This window comes from Alicyclobacillus shizuokensis NBRC 103103 (assembly GCF_001552255.1).
In the GTDB taxonomy this organism is placed as follows: domain Bacteria; phylum Bacillota; class Bacilli; order Alicyclobacillales; family Alicyclobacillaceae; genus Alicyclobacillus_G; species Alicyclobacillus_G shizuokensis.
In genome coordinates, this window is sequence record NZ_BCQV01000005.1 from 20433 (window position 1) to 43479 (window position 23047).

Here is a 23047-nt window from a genome sequence, read left to right on the forward strand (position 1 = left end):
GCGGATTATCCCCCCAACTCATCCAATTCGTACAGAATCGCCGCCACAGCCGCTGGGCCGGCCGTCTCGGTGCGCAGAATGCGCGGCCCCAGGGTCACCGGCACCGCGTCGCAGGCGCGCGCCCATTCCCGTCGCTCCGCGTCACTCCAGCCGCCCTCCGGGCCCACCACAACCGCCATCGCCGCCTTATCCTCGCGCTTGCGGACCGCCGCCACAGCCGCGCGCAGCCCGTGGCTCGTCTCCGCCTCATCGAGCAGGAACGGCGACCCGACGCTCCGCGACTGCAGCCAGCGCGCCGCGTCGACCATTGTCACCGCCAAGTCGACCGACGGAATGACATCCCTTTGCGCCTGGGCCGCCGCCTCACGCGCCACCCGCCGCCAGCGGGTCAGCTTCGCCTCGGCGCGGCGCGGCTCCACGCGGGCCACCGAGCGTTCGGTCTCTAGCAATAAAAAGCCAGCCACGCCGATTTCCGTGGCCTGCTGTATGATGGAATCTATTTTATCACCTTTGGCGAGCCCCTGAATCAGGTACACCGGCACTCGCGACTCATGGCTGGGCAACACGCGCTCCGGCAGCAACGCAAACGCCCCAGCTTGCTTGTCCATCTCGACGATGCGCGCCAGACACGCCACTCCGCTGCCCACCACGGCCACCTGTTCGCCGATGCGGGCGCGCAGGACGCGGACAAAGTGATGTCCCTCGTCTCCATCCACCCAAATCGTCTGCCCCAACTCTGGTGGATGGGCGAGGAAGACGCGCGGCATCACCGCTCGTTCACCGCCACCAGGGCCAGCCAGTCGCCGCGGCTGCGCCGCTCGACGATGCGCATCCCTGCCCTAGTCAAAGCGTCCTCAATCGGCGGCGTCTGTTCGTGGACAAAGCCGGAACTGATGAAGACGCCGCCGGGCCGAAGCTTGGCGGCCGCCTGCGGGGCGAGTCGCACGATGATGTCGCGCAGGATGTTGGCCACCGCCAGGTCAAAGCCCGATTCCGCGACCGCCGTGAGCAGGTCGCCCTGGCGTACCTGCACCCGGTCGTCCACGCGGTTGTCGCGCACGTTTTCCCGGGCAACGTCGACAGCGACCGGATCGATGTCGATGGCGGTGGCTTCCCGAGCCCCCAGCTTCGCGGCGGCTATGGCCAGGATGGCGGTGCCGCAGCCGATATCCAGCACTCGGCTGTCTGCACGCACGAAGTCCTCCAACGCCTCCAGACAGAGCTGAGTCGTTTCATGCATGCCGGTGCCAAAAGCCATTCCTGGTTCCAAGCGCAGCGCGATGCGCCCCAGATGCTCCTGCGTGTCCGCGTCCGCCTGCCAGCGCGGCACAATGCGCAGCCGCCGGCCGACGGACAGCGGCTCGAAATCCTGCTTCCAGACGTTGTCCCATTCACTCTCGTCGACCAGCCGCAGGCCGACGCTGGCGCGGGCGCCCGCAATGTCCAGGCCGCCCTGCTCGACCTTCGTCAGCGCCTCCTCGGCCCGCCGGCGAATCTCCTGCTCCCTCGTCAACTCGGGCACGTACACCTGGATGTGAGTGAACCGGGCCTTGGTCAGCAGCGAGTCGTCAAACCATTCTCCCCACTCAGGATGGCCCGGCGCGGTGGCCACATCGCCTTCCATCGCCACGCCGCCGACCTCCGGCCACTCCTGCAACAGTGCCGCAAGCGCCTCTGCAGACTCGCTCGGGACCCGTACGTTCAACTGCCACCAGCGCACCTTCTTCATCCTTCCTGCCCTGTTCGGCCCTGCCGGTCATCGTCTACGTCAATTGTCAAACAGGGCGCTCTTCATCCGCTCAATCAGCGTTCGCGACTGCTCGTGCGGCGTCTCTCCCAGTTCTTTGCCCAGTTCCCGCAGCAATTCCCGCTGGCGATCCGTCAGGTTGGTCGGGGTGATGACATGCACCCGCACATGCTGATCCCCGCGGTGATGGCTGTTCAGGCGCACGATCCCGCGCCCGCGCAGGCGGAACGACGTCCCCGTCTGCGTCCCCTCCGGGATCCGCAGTTTGACCGGACCGTCGAGCGTCGGCACCTCAATTTCATCCCCCAGCGCCGCCTGCACGAAGGTGAGCGGGACGTCCACGTAAACGTTGGTACCGTCGCGCTCAAACAGTTTGTGCGGGCGCACCCGGATGACGATGTACAGATCTCCCGGCGGCCCGCCGTCGGGGCTGCTTTCGCCCGCGCCGGGAATGCGTAGCCGGTTGCCGCTGTCGACGCCTGCCGGGACCTTGACCTTGACCTTGCGGCGAATCCGCTTCCGTCCCTGCCCCTGGCAATCCGGGCACGGACTTTGAATCCGGACGCCGCGGCCGCGGCAAGCGGTACAGACGCGACGGTTGACCATTCGGCCAAACGGGGTGTCCACCACGCTCTGCTGCTCCCCGGTACCGTTACATACCGGACACTTGTCGACCCGGGTTCCGGGACGCGCCCCGGACCCATGGCACGTCGGGCAGGTCTCGGTACGCGGGACCGAAATCTCCTCCTCGACCCCGAACGCCGCCTGCTCAAAGTCAATTTGCAGCTCGTATTCCAAGTCGTCGCCCCGGTGCGGACCGCGGCTGCGGCCGCCGCCAAAAAACATGTCGAAAATGTCGCCGAAGCCCCCGAAGTCGGCGCCGCTAAAGCCTGCGCCACCCATCCCCTGAGCCGGATCCTCGTGGCCGAATTGGTCGTAACGAGCGCGCTTTTGCGGATCCGACAACACCTCGTAGGCCTCGGAGACCTCCTTGAACTTTTCGGCGGCGTCAGCGTCGTCCTTGTTCACGTCTGGATGGTACTTGCGAGCGAGCCGGCGATACGCTTTTTTGATCTCGTCTGCGGAGGCGTTGCGGTCGACACCCAACACCTCGTAGTAGTCTCGCTTGCTCACGCCTTATCCTCCGCTTCCCCAGTCTCTCCCGACAGTCGAAAAGGGCAAACGGCCGCCAGTCGCTGCCATGCCCTTTTCGAAGCTGTCGGTGTTTGCACGCGCCAAGCCCGAAGGTTACTTGTCTTCATCCACAACTTTATAGTCCGCGTCCACCACATTATCCGACGACCCACTCTTGGCGCCGGTCGACGCGCCGGTGGCTCCGGACGCGCTTGTCTGAGCTGCCTGCTCGTAGAGCTTGGTAGAGAGCCTGTGCAGCACCTGCGTCAACGCGTCGGAAGCCTGCCGGATGGCCTCCGTATCGCTGCCGTTCAGAGCGTCGCGTAGCTTTTGCTGCTTCTCCTCCGCCTCTTTGCGTAAATCGGCGTCCGCCTTGTCCCCAAGCTCTTTCAGGCTCTTCTCGGTTTGATACAGCAGTTGGTCAGCCTGGTTGCGGATTTCCACCTGCTCGCGCCGCTTCTGATCCTCTTCCGCGTGCAACTCCGCCTCTTTGACCATACGGTCGATCTCATCTTTGCTCAGGCCACTGGACGAAGTGATGGTAATCCGCTGACTCTTGCCCGTGCCCAGGTCCTTGGCGGAAACGTTGACGATGCCGTTGGCGTCGATGTCAAACGTGACTTCAATCTGCGGCACACCTCGCGGCGCCGGCGGGATATCGCTGAGGGTAAAGCGGCCGAGTGTCTTGTTGTCGCGCGCCAGCTCGCGCTCGCCCTGAAGGACGTGGATTTCCACCGACGTCTGGTTGTCCGCAGCGGTCGAGAAGATCTGGCTCTTCGAAGTCGGAATCGTGGTGTTGCGCTCTATCAGCTTCGTGAACACCCCGCCTAGCGTCTCGATGCCCAAGGACAGCGGCGTCACGTCGAGCAAGACCACGTCCTTGACCTCGCCCGTCAGCACGGCCGCCTGAATCGCCGCGCCGATGGCGACCACCTCGTCCGGATTGACGCCTTTGGACGGCTCTTTGCCAATCAGCCGTTTGATAGCCTCCTGGACCGCCGGAATGCGCGTAGATCCACCTACCAGCACGACCTTGTCAATCTGTGCCGCGGTCAAGCCGGCGTCCTCCAGCGCCTGGCGCGTCGGTCCCAGCGTCTTCTCCACCAGATCGGCGGTCAACTCTTCGAACTTGGCGCGCGTGAGATTGACCTCCAGGTGCTTCGGGCCGCTGGCGTCGGCCGAGATGAACGGCAGCGAGATGGTCGTCGTCAACGTCGAGGAAAGCTCCTTCTTCGCCTTTTCGGCGGCGTCCTTCAAACGCTGCATCGCCATCCGATCCTGGCGCAGGTCGATGCCGGTGTCGCGCTTGAACGTATCTGCCAGGTAATCCATAATGCGTTGGTCAAAGTCGTCGCCGCCCAAGTGGTTGTTGCCGCTGGTCGCCTTGACCTCGAACACGCCCTCGCCCAACTCCAGAATCGACACGTCGAACGTGCCACCGCCGAGGTCATACACCAGAATCGTCTGGTCGTCTTCCTTATCCAACCCGTAGGCGAGCGCTGCGGCGGTAGGCTCGTTGACGATGCGCAGCACCTCCAGACCGGCAATTTTGCCGGCGTCTTTGGTCGCCTGCCGCTGACTGTCGCTGAAATAGGCGGGCACCGTGATAACCGCCTGCGTCACCGGTTCTCCCAAGTATGCTTCGGCGTCGGCCTTCAGCTTCTGTAGAATCATCGCCGAAATTTCCTGCGGCGTGTACGATTTGTCGTCCACTCGCACCTTGTAGTCGCTGCCCATGTGGCGCTTGATGGAAATGATGGTCCGGTCTGGGTTGGTGATGGCCTGACGCTTCGCGACATCGCCGACCAACCTCTCACCGTCCTTCGAGAACGCCACCACCGACGGAGTGGTGCGATTTCCCTCCGCGTTCGGGATGACAACCGTTTCTCCGCCCTCCATCACTGCGACACACGAGTTCGTGGTACCCAAATCGATTCCAATGACCTTTGCCATGTCACGCGTCCTCCTCTGTCCTCGACAACTTGACGGCCCGGACGGGCCCCCGCCGTACGGCACACATGCGCACAAACACCCCTGGGGCAGACGTTCTGCGCCCAGGTTCAACAAGCCTGTAGTTCACACGGTCACCTTTACCATCGCGGGCCGCAACACGCGACCATGCAGCAAGTAACCCTTTTGCAGTTCTTCCGCGACGATGCCCACCTCGCGGTCGCCCGCCGGTTCCTGCATGACAGCTTCGTGCACCTTCGGATCGAACGCTTGACCAACCGTCTCCATTGCCTCTACGCCGTGCTTGGCGAGCAGGGCCAACAGCTGTCTGTGTACCATCTCGATGCCTTCCCGCACCTCGGCTTGGCCTGCGATGGCGCTGAGCGCCCGGTCGAAGTTGTCTACCACCGGCAGCAGGTCGGACAGCAGCTGGCGGGTGGCAAAGTTGCGCAGGTCCTCCATCTCCTGCCGCGTGCGACGGCGGTAGTTTTCAAAATCAGCGCGGGCACGCAGGAGTTGATCATGCAGCTCCTGCACCTGCTCGCGCAGTTCCTGCACTTCCTCAATAGCAGCCGCCGGCGCCTCGGCATCCGATTCGCACGCCGGCCCGGCCTGGTCCCCGGCATCCGCCGGAGCTTCCGCCACCGGTGCGGCGGCTTCCTCCGCCTGCCCCCCGACTGCGGCGTCGGCGCCCTCGCCGTGCCCAAGGTCAACCCGCGACTCCAGCGTTTCCGGCGTCGTCTCCTGGGTCCCCTGTTCCTCGTTCTGTGCTTCGTTGGCTGTCATGTCCATCCCCCTCGAGCATCGCCCGTGTCAGCCCAATCGGCGCTGCAAAGTGTCTGTCAAAGCTCCGGCGGTGTAATCGAGTATCTGCATCACACGCGCGTAATTCATGCGAGTGGGACCGAGCACTCCAATACGACCGACCGGTTGCCCGCCGACGGAATAGGTGGCCGCAATCACGGTGCAATCCTGCAGCGCCGGGACGGCGTTTTCTTCGCCGATGCGCACCGAAATGCCGCCTTCTTCGTCCGGCAGCACACTGTATAGCGCGTCCACCTGCTCCAACAGGGCCAGCAGCGGCCGCGCCTTCTCAACATCGTGAAACTCGGGCTGCGCCAACACATTGATGGCCCCGCCGACAAACACAGGCTCCCTTTTCTCTTCGGCAACCCGTAACAGTTCATCGAGGACGCCCAGAGCGCCTTCGTAGTGCTCCAGGACGCCGGCCATATCCCTGGCGATTTCCTGGTGCAGCGTCGATTTCATGTAGGCCAGCGGGCTTCCGGCCAATTTGCTGTTGAGCAAATTGACCAGCCGCTCCAATTCCTGCGCCGACATGTCGTCCGGCAAACGGATGGGCCGGTCGTACACCGTCCCCGTGTTGGTCACCACAATGGCAACCGCGCACCCTGGCGACAGCGCGATGATCTGCACCTGGCGGATTCGTTCCGAGTTCCGCCTCGGGCCCGACACAATCGATGTGTATGAAGTCAACTGCGAGACCACGACCGCCGTCTGCTGTATCATCCGCTCGACCGCGTCGATGCGCTGCTGGAAAACCTCGCGCAGACGCTGGACGGTTTGGGCATCAATCTCGGTCTGCATCATTAAATGGTCTACGTAAAACCGATACCCGCGTTGGGACGGAACTCGCCCAGCAGACGTGTGGGGCTGTGCAAGGTACCCCATTTCTTCCAAATCAGCCATCTCATTGCGGATGGTCGCCGCACTGTAACGGATCCGTTCATGCTTGGACAACGTTCGAGACCCCACGGGTTCGGCAGAGAACACATAATCTTCGACAACGGCGCCCAGGATGAGCTTCTGCCTGTCAGTCAGCACCGCCATCGCCTCCTCCCGAGGATTCACTGCGACCCGACGAGCACCTCACATTAGCACTCACATCGATCGAGTGCTAAACCGTATCTTGACAATAGCAAAATGCCTCGACCATTGTCAATTCCCGCGGAACCACAGACGGTCTGCGCAGCTCAGACAGATGCGGCGGTCAGCGTGCCGACGAAGGGCGCGAATGCGAGGTTGGCCACCGGCCAGGCTTGGTGAGTCAGGCGCAGGCTCCCGCCCTGCCACTCCACCAACTCGAGATCGACGAGCCGCTGCACCACCGGGCCAAATGCGTCGCGAATGCCGCATCCGTGCTGGCGCCGGAAGCGCGCGTCGGCCACACCTTCCGCCAAGCGCAGTCCCAGCATCATCGTGTCCTCCGCCGCTTCCTGGGCAGACACCGCCTGCGACTCCTGAATCGGCCGGCGCCCCTCTGCCAGCATCTGATTATATGCGGCCAAGTTCCTCACGTTCTCGTAGCGGACGCCGCCGACATAGCCGTGCGCTCCGACACCGGCGGCCAAGTAGGGATAGTTGCGCCAATAGACCAGGTTGTGCCTGGCCTCGCCCCCCGGTTTCGCGAAGTTGCTGATCTCGTAATGCACGTACCCCTGCGCGGTCAGGTATTCGCGCACCCTTTCGTACATCTGGGCCTCCAGGTCTTCCCCGGGCAGATTGAGCCGTCCTTGGTCGAGCCAATCGGCGAACGGGGTTCCGGCTTCCACTTTGAGCCAGTAGGCGGACAGGTGTTCGACGCCGAGATCGGCCATGGTCCGCAGCGAAGCCTCCACGTCCGCCATGGATTGATCCGGCAGGCCGAACATCAAATCTACATTGATGCGGGAAAAACCAGCCCGCTGCGCTTGGTCGATGCTGCGCAATACGGTGTCCGCATCGTGCAGGCGGCCGATGGCGAGCAGCAGCCTGTCGTTCAGGGTCTGGGCGCCGAAGCTGAGGCGGTTGACCCCGTGCCCGGCCAACACCCGCAGCTTCTCCACGTCTACCGTTTCCGGATTGGCCTCGACGGTGATTTCCGCGTTGTCAGCGATGGGCAGCACCCGGCGCAGACCGGTCAGCAGTTGGTCCCACTGCCGGCTGTCGAGCAACGTCGGCGTGCCGCCGCCGAAAAACACGGTCTCCAGCGGCGTGCGCACCTCCGCGGCCAACAACGCCAACTCTTTGGACAGGGCTTCCAAATACGATTGCCGCGCTGACGCCGGCGCCACATAGGTGGTGAAGTCGCAGTAGAAGCAGCGGCTCGCACAAAACGGAATGTGGACGTACAGCGACGCCGCCGGAGGCTGCCGATGGGGTCCAACCCCGGACCGGGTGTCGGTCACCTTGCATCACTCCATCTTCAGGACGGCCATGAAGGCTTCTTGCGGAACCTCCACGCGGCCCACCTGCTTCATCCGCTTCTTGCCTTCCTTTTGTTTTTCCAACAGCTTGCGCTTGCGTGTGATATCTCCGCCGTAACACTTGGCCAAGACATTCTTGCGCATGGCGCGAATCGTCTCGCGGGCGACCACCCGGTTTCCGATGGCCGCCTGAATCGGCACCTCGAACATCTGCCGCGGAATCAGTTCCTTCAATTTCTCACACAGCGCCCGCCCGCGTGTGTACGCCTTATCACGGTGCACGATGAAGGAAAGGGCGTCGACGACCTCGCCGTTGAGCAGGATGTCCATCTTCACCAGATTCGACGGTTTGTAACCAATCAGTTCGTAATCAAAAGAGGCGTACCCGCGAGTGGACGATTTGAGCCGGTCGAAGAAGTCATAGACGATCTCGGCCAACGGCAGCTCGTAGACCAGCGTCACCCGGGTGGTGTCCAGGTACTGCATGTCCTGAAACTCGCCCCGCTTCTCCTGGCACAGCTCCATGACCGGGCCCACGAAGTCGTTCGGGACAATCACCGAAGCCTTCACATACGGCTCCTCGACCCGGTCCACGCGGTCGGCCGGCGGCATGTCGCTCGGGTTGTCAATCTCCCTGCGGCTACCGTCAGTCAGGTAGACGTGGTACACGACGCTGGGAGCGGTTGTGATGAGCGTCAGCCCATACTCGCGCTCCAATCTTTCCTGCACCACTTCCATATGCAACAGCCCCAGAAAGCCGCAGCGGAAGCCAAACCCGAGAGCGCTCGAGGTCTCCGGCTCAAAGCTGAGCGCCGCATCGTTGAGACCCAGTTTCTCCAAGGCTTCCCGCAGATCCTGGAAATCGTTGCTGTCCACCGGGTATAAGCCGCAAAACACCATCGGGTTGATGCGCCGGTACCCGGGCAGGGGGGCTGCCGCCGGACGCTCGGCCGACGTCACCGTGTCTCCGACCCGCGTCAGGCGCACGTCCTTGATGGCTCCAGCCAAATACCCGACCTCGCCCGGTCCGAGCTGGTCCGCCTGCGTCAGGGCCGGTCGAAACACGCCCACCTCGGTCAGCTCCACCTCCGCCCCGGTGGCCATCATGCGCACCCGCATGCCTGGCCTCAGCACCCCGTTGACGACGCGCACGTAGACTATTACGCCGCGGTACGGATCGTAATGGGAATCGAAGATGAGCGCCTCTAGCGGAGCGTCCGCATCCCCCGTCGGCGGCGGTACCTTGGCGACAATCTGCTCGAGCACGTCGGCCACGCCAACCCCAGTCTTGGCCGAAGTCAAGACCGCGTCGCTGGCATCCAGGCCGATGACGTCTTCGATTTCCCGTTTGACCCGCTCCGGGTCTGCGCTCGGCAAGTCGATCTTGTTGATGACCGGCAAGATCTCCAGGTTGTTGTCCAGCGCCAAGTAGACGTTGGCCAGCGTCTGCGCCTCAATCCCCTGCGCCGCGTCGACGACCAGCAGCGCGCCCTCGCAGGCGGCCAGGCTGCGCGAGACTTCGTACGTAAAGTCGACGTGGCCAGGGGTGTCAATCAGATTCAGGATGTACTCCTTCCCATCCTGCGCTGTATAGATAAGCCGCACCGGCTGCAGCTTGATGGTAATGCCTCGTTCCCGCTCGAGGTCCATCTGGTCGAGCAGCTGGTCCTGCATCTCTCGCTCGCTGACGGTGTGTGTCAGTTCCAGGATGCGATCCGCCAGCGTGGACTTCCCATGGTCGATATGGGCGATGATTGAGAAGTTGCGGATGCGTTCTTGCACATGGGACTGGTTGTCGGGCACGGACCGTGCACCCTCCTCCATCTCCGCCTAGGGCGTCCATCAAGGGTACACACCCTCGCCGGACGCCCGCACAAAGTACGAAGGAGATTATACCACACCGCGGCCATGCCCGTGGCCGTGTCGGCGTCCCACGCACAGGAGACTCGCCGTCTCCCAGGCAATCGCCTGGGAGAGCCAACGCGCCCGCTTGACGCTGTCGGGTCCGGTCAGTTCCCAGTCAGTCCACGGGCCGGCCGCTCGAAGAACAGCGCCCGCAGCAAGCTGCCCAACAGTTGCCCGAACCCTTGCTGCACTTTGTCCCCCAACACAACCCCTCCTTGATCAATCGCCTCGCCGACCGGGCTGTAAAATTGCCCTCCCTGGCTCGATGAAACCGAGCCCGTGCCGGCGGCCCCGGCCTCAGACGCCGAGTCGGCAGGCGCACCCCCGACACCCGATACCCCATCACCGGCCGATGCCAGTCCTAAATCGGCGCCGTCGTTCCCGCCTGTGGCCGCGTTACTCCCGGTTGCTGTTCTGTTGGCATACCCCTCTGGCTGTGCGCTGACGGGCGCCGATGGCGACGTGGCCGCACCCCGGTTTGCCGAGAACTGAGAGAGAGAATTTATACCAGCCGCCAAGGCGGTGACCACGGCCGATCCCGCTCCCACCAACAGACAGACAAATACGACTGCGGCCAACAGGCGTTTGCCGGTCCGCCACAGGGACTCCAGTTCGTCGTTCATCTTCATCCCCCGCTTCAGGCCCACCCGCGAGGACAGTGCCGCCGGCTTGTCCCAGCCGATGAACATGGCTTCTTGCCACCATGTATACGCGCTGATCGCAAGTTTATGATTCTAGCGGCTTTATGAAGCATGATGATAGGTAAACGGAGAGGCTGGCAGGGTTCCCCGCGAAGGATGTCGAATCAAGAATGTCGAATAAAGAAGAGGTTTGCCCGCAGCCGTTCGCTGCCGGGCTGAAACAACGAGAGGAGGGTTAACGTGAACGGTGTCAATGCTGTGCAGGCCGGTGCGGCGTCACAGCCGCTCGTCAACACCCAGACCAGCGGCGACGGAGAGGCGTTCGCCACCCTGTTGGCGCAATCGCTCAGCGCGCTGCCGAGTCTGCCGCTGGGGGCGGAGGACAGTCTCGACCAAGCCTTGCCGACATCCGGATCGAGCGCCGTGTCCACCGCCGTGCAGATGCTCCTGCAGGCGATGCTGGAGAGCGCACAGCCCTCGACCCTGGACGCGGACACCCTTATCGGGCAGGATGGGGAAGTCTCGCCCGCCAGCCTGTTGGACTCAGACCTGGCGAGCCCATGGACAGCCAATGCCTCCACTTGGGGGATGGAGTTGGCCGCGCTGATGGGCGCGGCGGTTCCGTCCAACCCGAACCTCGGCGCGGCGGACGGCGCCTCGACCCTGGCCATGGAGGCAGCGGAGGGGACCAACCAGACCGGTTCAGCGAGCGGCGACGGAACGGGTGGGCCCACCCTCGGAGCCGACCTAAATCAGATTGTGGATGCGGCCGCGGCCCGCTACCATGTGCCTTCGTCGCTTATTCGCGCCGTCATCCAGCAGGAATCCGGCGGACGCAGCGATGCGGTGAGCCGCACCGGTGCCGCCGGGTTGATGCAGTTGATGCCGGCGACGGCTCGTGCCCTCGGGGTGACCGATGTGTTCAACCCGGTGCAGAACATCATGGGCGGAACCCGTTATCTAGCCCAGCTGCTTAACCAGTTTAACGGCAACGTGCGGTTAGCTCTGGCCGCGTACAACGCCGGCCCGGGCGCCGTGGAAGCGTACCAGGGTGTCCCGCCCTATGCCGAAACGCAGCAGTATGTTGCCCGTGTCCTCGACCTGGCCGCTCACTATCAGCAGTCAGGAGCCAGCGGTGTCTGAGCCAAGGGCCCATCCTATCCGCGGGGTGGGCCCTGACTGCCCCGCCGCAGTCCCACCATTTCACCATCCTACCTATCCGTGCGTCAGCACGTCCGCTTCATCCATCGTCATCTCCGGATGCAGGGCCAGATTTAATGCCTTGGCGACCAGTTGCGAGATGTCTTCGATGAACTCATCCACTTCTTTCGGCGTGACCATCAGGTTGTCGCCCATCGGCGCCAATACCTCGTCCACCATCTGCCGCTTCTCCAGCGCTGAAAACCGATCAAAAATCTGGTTGGCCCCGTTCCCAGGAACCGACTGCCGCAACCGGTTGAGCAACCGTTCCAAACAGTCGCCGGCGATGGTGGACGCCTGAACGACGGTGGGGACGCCGATGGCGTATACAGGCACCCCGAGCGTCTCCATCGTCAATTCACGACGGTGATTGCCCACACCCGACCCCGGGTGGATGCCGCTGTCGGCAATCTGAATCGTCGAATGCACGCGGGACAGAGAGCGGGAAGCCAGCGCGTCCAGGGCGATCACCAAGTCCGGCTGTACATGTTCAACAACCCCGCGCACCACTTCCAGGGTTTCAATGCCAGTCACCCCCAGCACCCCAGGCGCCATCGCTGCCACGGTGCGGTATCCCTCGTCCCGCAATTCCGGCATCAGCTGAAACAGGTGGCGGGTGACGAACAGGCGCTCGACCACCAGTGGCCCAAACGCGTCAGGCGTGACGTTGGCGTTGCCGAGGCCGATCACCAAGACGCTGGCTTTGTCGTCGATCTTGAGCAGAGCGTGAAACTCGTCCCGCAATACCTCAACCACCCGGTTTTGCAGATCCGGATCACGGCGACGCAGGCCAGGAGCTTCCAGGGTGACGTACCTGCCCTTTCGCTTGCCTATCCGCCGCTCCCCCTGCTTGGTGCGCACGTGCACACGGGAGACGTGGATGTCCTCGTAAGGCTCTTCTTCCACCAGGTCTACGCCGGAGATTGGGTCATCCCCGCCGCGAGCAAGCTCGTGGGCTTCCAGGGCCAGATCCAAACTGGGCCAGTCGTCCGACGGTTGGAGACGAACGGCCTGCGCCCGCTCCCGTTGGCGGGCAAGCAACTGCCTGTAGCGAGACAATGACTTCACCTCACGTCCTGTTGCAGGTCGCAACGCCGATGTGATAAACTATGCTCCGTCATTTGAGCCTTTTGGCCCGGGGAGGTGAAATGCGTGCCAAACATCAAGTCCGCAGAAAAACGTGTGCACATCACCGCTCGCCGGACGCTTCGCAACAAAGCGCTGAAGTCGTCGTTGCGCACGACGTTAAAAAAGTTTGATGCTGCGCTGACGCAGGATGATGTGGAACAAGCCCGTCTGGTTCTGCGTGCGGCGACGCGCGCCTTGGACAAGGCTGTCACGAAGGGTATCATTCACCGCAACAACGCAAACCGCCGCAAGTCGCGCATGGCTCGGCAGTTCAACGCGTATGCGAAGGCGCACGCCGCCGAATAGGCGGGGTCGCCCTCGGTTGTAGGCGCAACGATTTCCATACGCAAAACGGCCCGTGATGGGTCGTTTTTTATGCCCCGGGCCCGCTGCTCCCCCGTTCCCGGGCTCAGGAGGCGCGCTGAGTCTCACAGCAGCGGCGGCTTCTCCTTCTGCGCCAGTTCCTGCTCCGCGATCTCAATCAGCCGCTTGACCATGTTGCCGCCAATTTCTCCACCCAACTCGCCGGCCTCCCGCGTCGTCAGCTGACCACCATCGATGCGTCGAATCTGCTGCACCTGAGCCCGTGGGCGCTGCCCCTGTACAGGTGCGGCCGCTGGTGTCCCCGGTATGGCGGCGGCAATGGGCGGCGCTGGTTGCGTGTCGGGTGCGGATCCCTGAACATCGTCGCTCACCTGTTGCTTCAACTGGTCCATGGCCTGTCTGGCTTCGGGCACCAGCAGGCGGTTGCGCCGTCTGGCCATCGCAACACCCTCCTTACTGGCTTCTGTGGCGTTATCCTTGACATCCCCGCCACTTGGCCTCAGGATTACCTTGCCCAAGCTGGCCTGCTGCTACTCGCCAGGCAAGCCATGACCACCCACTCCAGCGCCAAGTCTGCATCCGCTCGCCCAGACTTGATGTCATGCTCGGCGTCGGCGACAATGAGCAGCAATTGCTCAACCTGCGTAATGGACACCATGGCCGCCATGCGCGCCGCCTGCTTGACGGCGAACGGATGCGCGCGCAAGCGTGCAGCCATTGTGGTCTCTGGTATCCCCTGTTGTTGAAAGATCCGGACAAAACCTATCAGACGCAGACGATGGGCGATCAATGCCAGGAGGGAGAGTGCGTCCGTCCCGCGCATGCGCATTTCATTCATGATGCGCACACTTGTCTGTGCCTTGCCTTGAAGGACACCTTCTACCCAGTGAAAGACATTGTCTTCCACCGGCTCCGCTACCAATTCCTCGACCACCGCCGCGTCGATGCGGTCACCGGCCGCGTACGCCGCGAGTTTGTCCAATTCCTGCCGGCACATGGTCAGCATGCGGCAACGCCGCCACAGCTCTTTCAGCGCCGAGTCCTCAATGGACAGACCGAGCTCATTCGCCAGTTCGCGCAAGAGACGTTGCGCGTCTGCGTCCTTGGGGGGATGACAATCCACGATCCGGTGTTTCTTGAGTAGCTTGGACGCGCGTTTGCGCTCGTCCAGCTTATCCGCCTCCACCGTGAGCACCAAGACTCGGTCGGGGACCGGATGGTCCAAGTACGCCTCCAACGGGGTGAGGTCAACCTTGCCATTCCCCCGCGCGCTGGTCAGAGCGTGAACCTGCTCCAGTACAATAATGCTCGCTTCTGAAAATAAAGAGGGAGTCTGGCAGGCGGCGATGGCGCCCGCGCACCCCTCCTCGTCAAACCGGTGGCGCTCCACAAACGGAGGTGCCCCAGACTCTCCCATCCTTTCCGCCAAAAGATGCAAAAAGCGGCGCACCAAAAACGGTTCTGGGCCAACCAGCGCATACACTGGCCGCACAGGTTCCCGCTTCAGTGCGCCGACCGCTTGCAACCAATCCATTTCTCAATCCCCATTTCTGCGGCAGCTAGAAGCTGACCACGCCGGGCGCCGCGGGACAGGGAATGCGGCTTCACCCGTCGCGCAGGGCCGGGTGAAGCGGCCATTCCGCACCGCCGCACCTTGGCTCTCCCTACGACGGCGGCGCAGCCGGCACGCCATCAAAAGTGGGCGATTTCCGGGGTCTTCTGCGCGGTCAACCGCAGACCCCCAATCTGATACAAATACTTCAGCTTGCTGGCCTCCTTGGCCAAGCCTGCTGCCAGTCCTTTGACTGGAATCCCGAACATGTTGCCGACACCCACCTCGGGTCCCACCGAGGCGAGCGTGCCCATGTTGTGAGCATGGAAGGCGCGCAGAGGCTGACGGTGGATGGCCGAGCTGACGTTGGCGGCCAGCACGTACCCCATTTGGGTGGCGTACTGCGCCGTGGGCGGCAGCGGGCGCCCATTCTCATCCTCGACCCAGGCGCTGTCTCCACCGATGAAGATGCGGGGATCATCCACAGACTGCAGATACTCGTTCACCTTCGCGCGCCCACGGCGATCCACGGTGAAGCCCGCCTCGGTCAACAGCGGGTTGGCACGCACACCGCCGGTCCAGATGATGGTGCGAGCCTTGACGCTCTCCCCGCCTTCCAGGTGCACCTCGTTCTCCGTCACCTCGACGATTTTGGTGTTGGTGCGCAAAATCGCGCCCTTCTCGGTCAGCATGCGGGCCGCTTCGCTGCGCAGCGACTCAGAGATCATGGGGAGAATCGTGCTCATCGCCTCAATGTTCTGCAGTTCCACCAAGCTCCGGTCGATGCCGTACTTCGCGCTCAGCGATGGCAGCCAATCCAGCAGTTCACCGGCCAGCTCCACGCCGGTCAGACCGGCCCCGCCAACCACGATGCGAAGCCGTTCTGGGTTCGGATCGTCCTTGTAGGCGGCAAACTGTTGTTCGATGTGCTCCCGGATTTGAATCGCCGTGTCCAGGTCGTTGAGGACCAGGCTGTGTTCCTTGAGACCGGGAATTCCGAAGTACTCCGATACCCAACCGAGGGCGATGACCAGCCACTCGTACTCGTGCTCCTGACCGGAACGGGTTTTGAGCACCCGCTTCTCCCGGTCAATCCCAGTGACTTCGTCAATGACGATGTTGGACGTCTCGCGCCGCACAAGGTCGCTCAGATTGACCGTGTAGTTGGTCGGGGTACCCCGTCCCCCGGCCGCCTCGTGCAACAACGTGACGAGCGTGTGATAGGGTGTTTTGTTGATCAATGTGAACGGTTCAGCAATCTTGTCCAGCTGCACCGCCGCCATGGCCCCTGCGTAGCCAGCGCCCAGAACGAACGTCTTTGCCATTGTCCTCTCCCTCTCCGTGGTCTCTATACCAGTTACCATGCGCCGCCATTTGGCCGCGCATGCCATACCAGTGTGCCACTTCGTGGCGCGCTATGTACGACCGTTCCAAAGTACGAGTATAGCACAGTTTCAGGATTAGGTAAGAACTATTATCGATTCTTGTCGATAGACGTCCACACCTGCGCTGTAAAATTTCGCACCCGAGGGGCGAGCAGCAAGAGCATGTACCAGGCGGCGATGAGCAACGGATTGCCCACCTGCGCCTGCACCAAAGCCCCCGGCAGATGTGCCACCCACCCTGTCCACTGCAAGAACACGTGCAACACTGCCAACGTTGCCAGCAGCACCCCCCGAGTCAAGAGGACAACGGGCCCCACCTGCGGTAACAGGGCCAGGGCGTCTGTCGCGGTCGCCAGCGGCAGGAGTAGAGTGAGCAACGGCTCACCCAGCAGATTGGCGAGCAGAGCGTAGGGTGTTAATTGATGGAACACGAGGAGAGTGAACGGGGTCAACCACGCTTCGACCATCAGGCAGACCCAGAGCGTCTCCAGCCCTTTGGCCCAAAGGCGCTGGCGCAGATTGCCGCCAGTGACCCGGGGAGCATGGGAGAGGGCATGCTGAATGGCGGCGGTCGCGGCAAAGGACAACCAGGCGCTGAGGCCCAGGAGCGTGGCGGGACGCCAGATGGCCATGGCACACGCGGCCACCAGCATACCATCGATGGTCTTCGGCGCCCTGGCCCATGCCAGGCCCAGTTCCCGATAGGCCGCCATCAGAGCCGCCCGTACAATCGAAGGCTGCCCGCCGCACAGTCGGGTGAACTCGCACAGGAACGCAAGCTTCGCTACGCAAAACGGGAGTCGGCGCGGATACAGCCAACGCAGGGGGCGCAGCAGAAGCGACAACGCCGACAGCAGCAGCACCACATTGGCGCCGCTGGCCGCCAACACGTGGAGCAGACCCGCGCGGAGGAATTCCTGGTGCAGGTTGGGCTCTACCTGCCCGCTGCCGAACACCAGGCTGTCGAGCAGCGGTACATTGCCGGCCTCCCCGGCCGGGGCGAGTACCGCCAGATGTTCATCCATTCTACTGTGCAGCCACTCCTCCAGCGACGGAGACGGCACGCTCCAGTGCCGAAGGCGCCCGCGAAAACCATACTCCGGCGGCTGCCAGGGTAGGAGAGAGCGGCTGGGTGCGGTCAACACCCCCGCCAGGGCCACCCTGGCCCCGGGCTGGGGCGGATCGCCTGAGTCATCTGCCAGCCATAGGGTCGTGACTTGGCACTGCTCCCACAGACTGGCATCTGCCACCGGGCGCAACCGGGTCACCTCCAAGGTGCAGAGAGTGCCACCGCGGCCGGCACTGACCTGCTCAAGGACTCCCTCGGCCAACACAGGCTGTCCGAGCCACGCGTTTATCCAGACCGGACGTTGTGCTTCCCGCCAGGCACCGCAAGCGAAGGAAAAGGCAGCCCCGGCCATGCAGACGCAGAGCCATACGGCATGACGCCGCTTGCGTCCCCACAGTCCAACGCCCAGACACGCCGTCATGCCCAAGGCCGCGGCGGCTACGGGCAGCGGCGTCCAGGCCGACCTTCCCTCGACGAAAAATCCACAAAGGATGGCGACAATGACCAGGCACAGGAGCCCGCGCCAACGCCCGGTTCGAATCAATGCGCCCCCTGGATTTCGATAGAATGGGTAAGCATGTGCGTAGACCAAAAATCGGGCGGGGCAAACCAGATGTCCTGTTCAGCACCCCAAGTCGTGTCCAGCGCCAGCCAGCGGCGCTGCTGGGCGTCCCAAACCTCGTTCCAGGCATGGGGGCCGTGCTGCTGCGCGGTGCCGCCGATTCCCTCGTCAATCTTCACGGTCAGACCCACCGCGTGAGCCATATCCGCATACAACAGCGCGTAGTCGGCGCATACCCCCTTGCCGGTGGTCAACGTCGTCAAAGGGCTCTGCTCGGCCCAGTGTCCGTGGTAGACGTAGTCGTCGTACTTCTTCCAATCGTAGTGCACGTGGTGAATCTCCCACTCGTACAGGTCGTACGCCTTCTCTCTGTCCGTCCGGTCCCCGTGCGTAACCCGTTCCGCCACTTGAGCGACCGGCTTTTGCACCACCAATACGCCCCGACTCTCGTCGCCGCCCACCGGCACAGCGACCAAGTTTATGTTTTCTGTCAATGGCCGCAGGGCGTCCTGGCTGAGCACCGGAATCTCGCGGCTCATCAGCGGCTTCAGCCAAGGTTGGTAAACAGTTTTCTGCAGCCATCGATACGGGGGCGACGCTTGCGCCCAAGCCTGTGCGGTGGGCATGCTCAGATACTGCAGGCCCAAAAACAGCAGTCCGCCCAGCGCCACACACCGTACAGCGCCGACCGCAGCGCCCATCAGGCCGCCGAGAATGCGGTTTTGCCGCAATGGTCTCGGAACGATGCGTGCAGCCCCTCGCGGCAGGACGTCCAACCACCCACGAATTAGGCTGGCGGACAGCAAAAAGATCAGCGCGAACGCCAGCCATTGAGCCGTCCCCGGCGCCTGCTGCCAGAACTGCACAAGCCGCGCCAGAAAATCCGGCACTGCGTCGGGATGGGCCTCCATAGCCAACCCGTTCAGCCGGTTGCTGCCCCACCAGGCGAGACTCAATGCCGCCGTCCCGACGACAAGCGAAACCGCCAGCGCCACCACGTGGCCACTCTCATACGCCAGCCCACGGCGGACCCCAGCCCATGTTGAGAACATGACAACCGCTGCCAAGCCCGCGGTCACCCAGTTGATATCCACGCCATCCCTCCTAGTCTATCTCCGATGTCTGCGCGTACATCCCGTTCTCATCCTAGCCTTGGTATGCCGACACGTATAGGTACGGCTTCAGGCGCGCCAACGTGGCCGGCCCGATGCCGGGTACGTTGTCCAAATCGTCCACGGAAGCGAACGGTCCATGCTCCTGCCTGTACTGGACGATGTCCGCAGCGCGGGTGGGTCCCACACCGGGCAGGGTTTCCAGTGTGGCCACGTCCGCGGTGTTCAGATCCACCTTGGCCACATCGGCACTACCGCCCCCGGCAGCCGCAGGAGTTCCGTTCGAGGCCCCGGCCGACAGTCCTCCCTCTGTCGATGCTGCGCCACCCGCGACTGCGCCCGAGCTGTTGCTCGCCTGTGTGGACGACCCCGCGATCCCGGAGGACCTCTGGATGGTGTGTGCGCCTGCCTTGGATGCGTCGGGAATGACGACCTCCTCGCCGTCGTCCAGCAACTCGGCCGCGTTGACCACCGCCTGGTCTGCCGCGTGTCGGTAGCCGCCCGCCGCCCGCACCGCGTCGCCGACGCGGGAGCCGGACGGCAGCGTGTACACCCCAGGCCGCTTCACATCCCCATGTACGTCAATTATAATTTGATTTTGCGAATCGGCGTTGAAAGCATGGCTACCAGTTTTTTTCACTCCGCCCACCGCGTGACCGGAGACATCGTTGTCGGGAGTCATCGACAAGCCGGAGCCCAACGCTCCCGCAACGTAGCCGCCGGCCACCAACACCAGTGCGAGAGCCAGCCACCCGGCCAGCCGCTGCAAACGGCGGCCAGCAAGCTCCTGTAAGCCGCCCTGTCCTCGCTGCCCCCCGTGACTGCGCTCCTCTGGGCTGAAATCCCCATCAGGATTCACACTGCCTGGATCAGACGGGGCCTCCTCCCAATCCTCCTGTGTGATCCAAGGAACATTGAACATCCGTATGTCGGCTTCCGCACTGACATCCGAAGCCGCGGCCCCAAAGTTGTCATGGGCTGGCTGTCGGCCGCCCGACTGGTCCTTGCGGCCATCCGCTTGTGCGACCTCCCATTCCCGCTGCATGGCCTGCCAGATTGATAGGACTGGTTCGTCCTGTCGCTCTCCCATCCGAGACCCTCCAGCTTTTTTGTCCAGAAATTCGGTCCAGCCAGCGTGGACTCCTGTTTTCCCGTCGGCAAAAAGCATATCCCTTTGCAGAAGTCGATGCATAGATTGCCGATGAGCGCTCGTATGTGTAAGATAAAGGGGCATATGCCCGGTCGATGGACAGGGCCCAGTGGGGGTTATAAACTTGTTGACTCCAAGCATGGAGGATTACCTAGAAAAGATATACGAGTTGATGAACGAAAAAGGCTATGCACGGGTTTCCGACATCGCTTCGTCGCTGGATGTGCAGCCTTCCTCGGTAACAAAAATGTTGCAAAAGTTGGATGAAAACGACTACGTGACGTACGAGAAGTACCGCGGCATCGTCCTGACCTCCCGCGGGCAGCGACTGGGCAAGCTGATGAAGCAGCGTCATCACCGCCTGGCCGCCTTCCTGCGCATGCTGGGCATCGAAGAAGACATCATCCAGAAGGACGTGGAAGGTATCGAGCACCACGTCAGCCCCTGCACTCTGGACTCACTGCAGTCTCTGGTGCTGTTCTTCGACGAACACCCGGAGTGCCTCAAAGGCTTTCAGGCGTTCCGCGAAAGACGCCGCCAGGCTGGCGCCGACGCCTGCGACGTCTAATGAAGGACTCATAGGAGAAGAACTCATGGGAGCCACACGAACCTACGGCTCACGGACTGCCCGCACAAGCCAACGCTCGGCCTGACTCACCGGTGTGTGGCCAAAATCCCCCAGCACCTGGACCTGCGTAAAGCCACACTCCTGGAGCAAGGCGCGAACCTCCTCCTGCCGATAGAAGCGCTGCTGATGTTCCTCCACGATGCGCCGATAGTCGCCGTCCTCCTGCCGCAAAAAGGCGTGCACTTCATATTGGACGAGCCCGTTTGCCGCGACGGCGCTGGTGAAGATGACGGCCGCCTCCTCGTCCAAGTCATAGGACAAGCCGTCCGCCAGAGACGCGACGCGGCTCGGGCCTATCAGATCGAAACACAGCCACCCGGACGGGAGTAGATTGTGCCGAGCAGCCAGCAGAGCGCGGCGAAAGTCGTCCGCATCGATGAGATAATTGAAACTGTCACAGGTGGACACCAGCAGGTGCACCGGCTCCGGCAGGCGCAGGTTACGCAGGTCTTGGAGCAACCATTGCACCGGCACGCGCAGCTCTCGGGCCCGCTCGTAGGCCACCGCCAGCATCGCCACCGACGCATCGACGCCGACGAGGCGTTTGACCCGCGGAGCCAAGCGCACTGTGAAGCGGCCGGTCCCGCAGCCCAGATCGGCCGCCGTCTTGTCCTTGAGATCCGGAATCTGGTCATCCAGCCAATCCAGCCAGCAGTCATCCGGGGCATCCGCCATGAATCGGTCGTATACGGACGCCAGCTCTGTGTAGGCTGGGTTCATGCCAGCGGAATCTCCTTGGCATCGCCCCACAGCCGCTCCAGGTGATAAAACTCGCGCTCCTCCGGCCGAAACACGTGGACGACAAGGTCGCCGAAGTCGATAAGGACCCAACGCGCCTCGTCCAGCCCCTCGGTGCCTTTGCAGTCAACACCCATCTCGGCCAGTTTATCGCGGACCGCCCGCGTCACCGCTTCGACCTGAGTGCCTGAACGAGCCGAGCAGATCACAAAGCAATCCGCGATTGGCGTCAGCTCATGAATATCGAGCGCCACGATGTCTTGCGCCTTCTTGTCGGCAGCCGCGTCGGCTGCGGCTTTCGCCAGTTCCAGGATGGATGTTGGCATGCACGTTCCTCCCTATTCACACATGATTGGCGCCTGCCTGCGGCGGTGTGTTCTCGGTGGCCTGGACCTGGCGCCACAGTTCGTTGCGGGCTGCGACCGTACCCGGGTAGATGGCTGCATGCCGCACAATCAAATACTGGATAGTCGCGTCAAACGACTCAGCCAAGGCTCGCATCAGATCACGGCGCGCCAGCTCCCGCAGGTGTTCGACTCGCGGATAGCGGCGTGTAGGTTCCACGGCGTCGGCCAGACACAACACGCACTCCAAGCGCGACATGCCGATCCGCCCGGTGGTGTGATAGAACACGGCGTTGCGGATGTCTTCGTCGGTGATGCCAAATTCACTCACCGCCAGGCGCGCCGCCACCGGGCCGTGCCACAGCTCGGGGATGGCCATCATCTCCTCCGGCAGCCCCATCGTCTCGACCACCGCCAACAACCGCTCTGGCGGCCACTCCCGGGCGTAATCGTGAAGCCAGGCGGCCAGACGTGCCTGCTCCACATTCACGCCGTGGTGCACAGCCAGCTCTGCTGCCGTCGACACCACCCCCTGCACGTGCGCAAAGCGGGCGGGCGACAGCGCGCGCTGGACCTTGGCCGCAATATCCGACTCCTTCATCTGGACACCCCTCCCTGTTCAAGACATCCTCGTTATCCCCGTGTGGGGCATGCCGCGGCTACACGGGCGCATCCGCCCGCTGCCAGACGCGAACGACCCGTTCTGGGATCAATCCGCAGGCCGACTTTCCCGCCAGCAGTCGCTGCCTGAGCCACGTGGAGGAGACATCGACGATAGGCATGTCGATGGCCCGCAGGCGCAGACCGGGCAGCTGACGGGACACCCGCTGGAACAACTCCTCAGTCGGGTAGCCGGCGCGGGGCGCGACAAGAAACGGGATGTCCCCCGCCAATCGCTCTGCGCCATGCCACGTCGGCAAGGTTTGCAGGCTGTCGGCGCCGATGAGAAACCAAAAGCTGTGTTCGGGGTGACGCCGCCGCAGCTCCGCCACCGTGTCCACGGTATAGGATGGCGGCGGCAGTTCCTGCTCAATCGCACAAACCAAGAGCCCGTCCCGGCCGTCGATCAGCGCGGCGACCATCTCCGTACGCCACGCGAAGTCCTGATACGGCCTTCCTTTGTGCGGCGGCACGGCCGCCGGCATGAACCAAACTTGGTCGGCTCCGGTCTGCTCCCGCGCCAACTCCGCCATCACCAGATGGCCGATGTGGGGCGGATCGAACGTGCCACCAAAGACGATGACCTCCGTCCTCTATCCCCTCTTTCCTACG

23 protein-coding genes are annotated in these 23047 nt (G+C 63.1%); 3 read left to right on the forward strand and 20 right to left on the reverse strand.

Annotated features, from left to right (window positions below):
* Positions 1–5: 5 nt before the first annotated feature.
* From ASH01S_RS02580 to ASH01S_RS02620, 9 genes are all read right to left on the reverse strand, one after another.
* The gene (locus tag ASH01S_RS02580) at positions 6–767 is read right to left on the reverse strand and encodes an RsmE family RNA methyltransferase (protein ID WP_067922980.1); all 762 of its coding nucleotides are present in this window, start codon (positions 765–767) and stop codon (positions 6–8) included.
* Positions 767–1729 (reverse strand): 50S ribosomal protein L11 methyltransferase, encoded by a 963-nt coding sequence (gene prmA / locus ASH01S_RS02585; protein WP_067922982.1) that lies wholly within the window; start codon positions 1727–1729, stop codon positions 767–769. The genes ASH01S_RS02580 and prmA overlap by 1 nt, the downstream gene beginning before the upstream one ends.
* A gap of 39 nt (positions 1730–1768) precedes the next feature.
* A complete protein-coding gene (dnaJ, locus tag ASH01S_RS02590; RefSeq protein WP_067922983.1) occupies positions 1769–2881 on the reverse strand; it encodes a molecular chaperone DnaJ in 1113 nt (370 codons plus the stop codon).
* Positions 2882–2995: 114 nt separating this feature from the next.
* Entirely contained in the window at positions 2996–4834 is a 1839-nt protein-coding gene (dnaK, locus tag ASH01S_RS02595; RefSeq protein ID WP_067922986.1) for a molecular chaperone DnaK, read from the reverse strand.
* A gap of 123 nt (positions 4835–4957) precedes the next feature.
* Positions 4958–5617 carry a nucleotide exchange factor GrpE gene (gene grpE / locus ASH01S_RS02600; RefSeq protein WP_083516765.1) on the reverse strand — a complete coding sequence of 220 codons (660 nt, stop codon included), beginning with the start codon at positions 5615–5617 and terminating at the stop codon, positions 4958–4960.
* A gap of 27 nt (positions 5618–5644) precedes the next feature.
* Complete coding sequence (gene hrcA, locus ASH01S_RS02605; RefSeq protein WP_444541717.1) at positions 5645–6682, reverse strand: heat-inducible transcriptional repressor HrcA; 1038 nt, start codon at positions 6680–6682, stop codon at positions 5645–5647.
* A 143-nt stretch (positions 6683–6825) separates the two neighbouring features.
* A complete protein-coding gene (gene hemW / locus ASH01S_RS02610; RefSeq protein ID WP_067922988.1) occupies positions 6826–8019 on the reverse strand; it encodes a radical SAM family heme chaperone HemW in 1194 nt (397 codons plus the stop codon).
* Between the two features lie 6 nt (positions 8020–8025).
* Positions 8026–9840 carry a translation elongation factor 4 gene (gene lepA, locus ASH01S_RS02615; RefSeq protein WP_245628904.1) on the reverse strand — a complete coding sequence of 605 codons (1815 nt, stop codon included), beginning with the start codon at positions 9838–9840 and terminating at the stop codon, positions 8026–8028.
* Between the two features lie 206 nt (positions 9841–10046).
* Positions 10047–10631, reverse strand: coding sequence for a hypothetical protein (locus ASH01S_RS02620; protein ID WP_067922993.1), 585 nt, complete (start codon positions 10629–10631; stop codon positions 10047–10049).
* Between the two features lie 192 nt (positions 10632–10823).
* Between ASH01S_RS02620 and ASH01S_RS19455 the strand changes: the two genes are divergently transcribed.
* Positions 10824–11726 carry a lytic transglycosylase domain-containing protein gene (locus ASH01S_RS19455; protein WP_067922996.1) on the forward strand — a complete coding sequence of 301 codons (903 nt, stop codon included), beginning with the start codon at positions 10824–10826 and terminating at the stop codon, positions 11724–11726.
* A gap of 72 nt (positions 11727–11798) precedes the next feature.
* Here the strand turns inward: ASH01S_RS19455 and gpr are convergent, their stop codons facing one another.
* Positions 11799–12842, reverse strand: a complete 1044-nt coding sequence (gene gpr, locus ASH01S_RS02630; RefSeq protein WP_245628905.1) for a GPR endopeptidase — start codon at positions 12840–12842, stop codon at positions 11799–11801.
* Positions 12843–12935: 93 nt separating this feature from the next.
* On the opposite strand from gpr, the gene rpsT reads away from it, so the two are divergent.
* Positions 12936–13217 (forward strand): 30S ribosomal protein S20, encoded by a 282-nt coding sequence (rpsT, locus tag ASH01S_RS02635; RefSeq protein ID WP_067922999.1) that lies wholly within the window; start codon positions 12936–12938, stop codon positions 13215–13217.
* Between the two features lie 122 nt (positions 13218–13339).
* Here rpsT and ASH01S_RS02640 read toward each other — a convergent pair whose 3' ends face one another.
* The 6 genes from ASH01S_RS02640 to ASH01S_RS18995 form a co-directional block, all read right to left on the reverse strand.
* Complete coding sequence (locus ASH01S_RS02640; protein ID WP_067923004.1) at positions 13340–13675, reverse strand: alpha/beta-type small acid-soluble spore protein; 336 nt, start codon at positions 13673–13675, stop codon at positions 13340–13342.
* A 65-nt stretch (positions 13676–13740) separates the two neighbouring features.
* Positions 13741–14769: a DNA polymerase III subunit delta gene (gene holA, locus ASH01S_RS02645; RefSeq protein ID WP_067923007.1), complete on the reverse strand. Its 1029-nt coding sequence runs from the start codon at positions 14767–14769 to the stop codon at positions 13741–13743.
* A 158-nt stretch (positions 14770–14927) separates the two neighbouring features.
* Positions 14928–16112: an NAD(P)/FAD-dependent oxidoreductase gene (locus tag ASH01S_RS02650; RefSeq protein WP_067923009.1), complete on the reverse strand. Its 1185-nt coding sequence runs from the start codon at positions 16110–16112 to the stop codon at positions 14928–14930.
* A gap of 149 nt (positions 16113–16261) precedes the next feature.
* On the reverse strand, positions 16262–17785 hold the full coding sequence (locus ASH01S_RS02655) for a ComEC/Rec2 family competence protein (protein ID WP_067923011.1): 1524 nt from the start codon (positions 17783–17785) through the stop codon (positions 16262–16264).
* Positions 17782–18897, reverse strand: a complete 1116-nt coding sequence (locus ASH01S_RS02660; protein ID WP_067923013.1) for a transglutaminase domain-containing protein — start codon at positions 18895–18897, stop codon at positions 17782–17784. The genes ASH01S_RS02655 and ASH01S_RS02660 overlap by 4 nt, the downstream gene beginning before the upstream one ends.
* Positions 18898–18949: 52 nt before the next feature.
* Positions 18950–20005 carry a ComEA family DNA-binding protein gene (locus ASH01S_RS18995; protein ID WP_067923016.1) on the reverse strand — a complete coding sequence of 352 codons (1056 nt, stop codon included), beginning with the start codon at positions 20003–20005 and terminating at the stop codon, positions 18950–18952.
* Positions 20006–20204: 199 nt separating this feature from the next.
* On the opposite strand from ASH01S_RS18995, the gene mntR reads away from it, so the two are divergent.
* The gene (gene mntR, locus ASH01S_RS02670) at positions 20205–20633 is read left to right on the forward strand and encodes a transcriptional regulator MntR (protein ID WP_083516785.1); all 429 of its coding nucleotides are present in this window, start codon (positions 20205–20207) and stop codon (positions 20631–20633) included.
* A gap of 42 nt (positions 20634–20675) precedes the next feature.
* Here the strand turns inward: mntR and ASH01S_RS02675 are convergent, their stop codons facing one another.
* Genes ASH01S_RS02675 through nadD form a run of 4 tightly spaced genes read right to left on the reverse strand, consistent with a single transcriptional unit; the run spans position 20676 to position 23016 of the window.
* On the reverse strand, positions 20676–21413 hold the full coding sequence (locus tag ASH01S_RS02675; protein ID WP_067923021.1) for a class I SAM-dependent DNA methyltransferase: 738 nt from the start codon (positions 21411–21413) through the stop codon (positions 20676–20678).
* Positions 21410–21757: a ribosome silencing factor gene (gene rsfS, locus ASH01S_RS02680; protein ID WP_067923024.1), complete on the reverse strand. Its 348-nt coding sequence runs from the start codon at positions 21755–21757 to the stop codon at positions 21410–21412. Before rsfS ends, ASH01S_RS02675 begins: the two co-directional genes overlap by 4 nt.
* A 16-nt stretch (positions 21758–21773) precedes the next feature.
* On the reverse strand, positions 21774–22376 hold the full coding sequence (yqeK, locus tag ASH01S_RS02685) for a bis(5'-nucleosyl)-tetraphosphatase (symmetrical) YqeK (RefSeq protein WP_067923027.1): 603 nt from the start codon (positions 22374–22376) through the stop codon (positions 21774–21776).
* 58 nt (positions 22377–22434) lie between these two features.
* Positions 22435–23016: a nicotinate (nicotinamide) nucleotide adenylyltransferase gene (nadD, locus tag ASH01S_RS02690; RefSeq protein ID WP_083516768.1), complete on the reverse strand. Its 582-nt coding sequence runs from the start codon at positions 23014–23016 to the stop codon at positions 22435–22437.
* Between the last annotated feature and the right edge of the window lie 31 nt (positions 23017–23047).

Excerpts from the sequence above, each read along its gene's own strand:
- ASH01S_RS02640 (WP_067923004.1), bottom strand. The coding sequence starts at position 13,675 with ATGGCCAGACGGCGCAACCGCCTGCTGGTGCCCGAAGCCAGACAGGCC.
- ASH01S_RS02620 (WP_067922993.1), bottom strand. The coding sequence starts at position 10,631 with ATGTTCATCGGCTGGGACAAGCCGGCGGCACTGTCCTCGCGGGTGGGC.
- hrcA (WP_444541717.1), bottom strand. The coding sequence starts at position 6,682 with ATGGCGGTGCTGACTGACAGGCAGAAGCTCATCCTGGGCGCCGTTGTC.
- prmA (WP_067922982.1), bottom strand. The coding sequence starts at position 1,729 with ATGAAGAAGGTGCGCTGGTGGCAGTTGAACGTACGGGTCCCGAGCGAG.
- rsfS (WP_067923024.1), bottom strand. The coding sequence starts at position 21,757 with ATGCCAACATCCATCCTGGAACTGGCGAAAGCCGCAGCCGACGCGGCT.
- mntR (WP_083516785.1), top strand. The coding sequence starts at position 20,205 with ATGGAGGATTACCTAGAAAAGATATACGAGTTGATGAACGAAAAAGGC.
- yqeK (WP_067923027.1), bottom strand. The coding sequence starts at position 22,376 with ATGAAGGAGTCGGATATTGCGGCCAAGGTCCAGCGCGCGCTGTCGCCC.
- grpE (WP_083516765.1), bottom strand. The coding sequence starts at position 5,617 with ATGACAGCCAACGAAGCACAGAACGAGGAACAGGGGACCCAGGAGACG.
- holA (WP_067923007.1), bottom strand. The coding sequence starts at position 14,769 with ATGGATTGGTTGCAAGCGGTCGGCGCACTGAAGCGGGAACCTGTGCGG.
- dnaK (WP_067922986.1), bottom strand. The coding sequence starts at position 4,834 with ATGGCAAAGGTCATTGGAATCGATTTGGGTACCACGAACTCGTGTGTC.
- ASH01S_RS18995 (WP_067923016.1), bottom strand. The coding sequence starts at position 20,005 with ATGGGAGAGCGACAGGACGAACCAGTCCTATCAATCTGGCAGGCCATG.
- ASH01S_RS02675 (WP_067923021.1), bottom strand. The coding sequence starts at position 21,413 with ATGAACCCAGCCTACACAGAGCTGGCGTCCGTATACGACCGATTCATG.
- ASH01S_RS02650 (WP_067923009.1), bottom strand. The coding sequence starts at position 16,112 with ATGGCAAAGACGTTCGTTCTGGGCGCTGGCTACGCAGGGGCCATGGCG.
- ASH01S_RS02580 (WP_067922980.1), bottom strand. The coding sequence starts at position 767 with ATGCCGCGCGTCTTCCTCGCCCATCCACCAGAGTTGGGGCAGACGATT.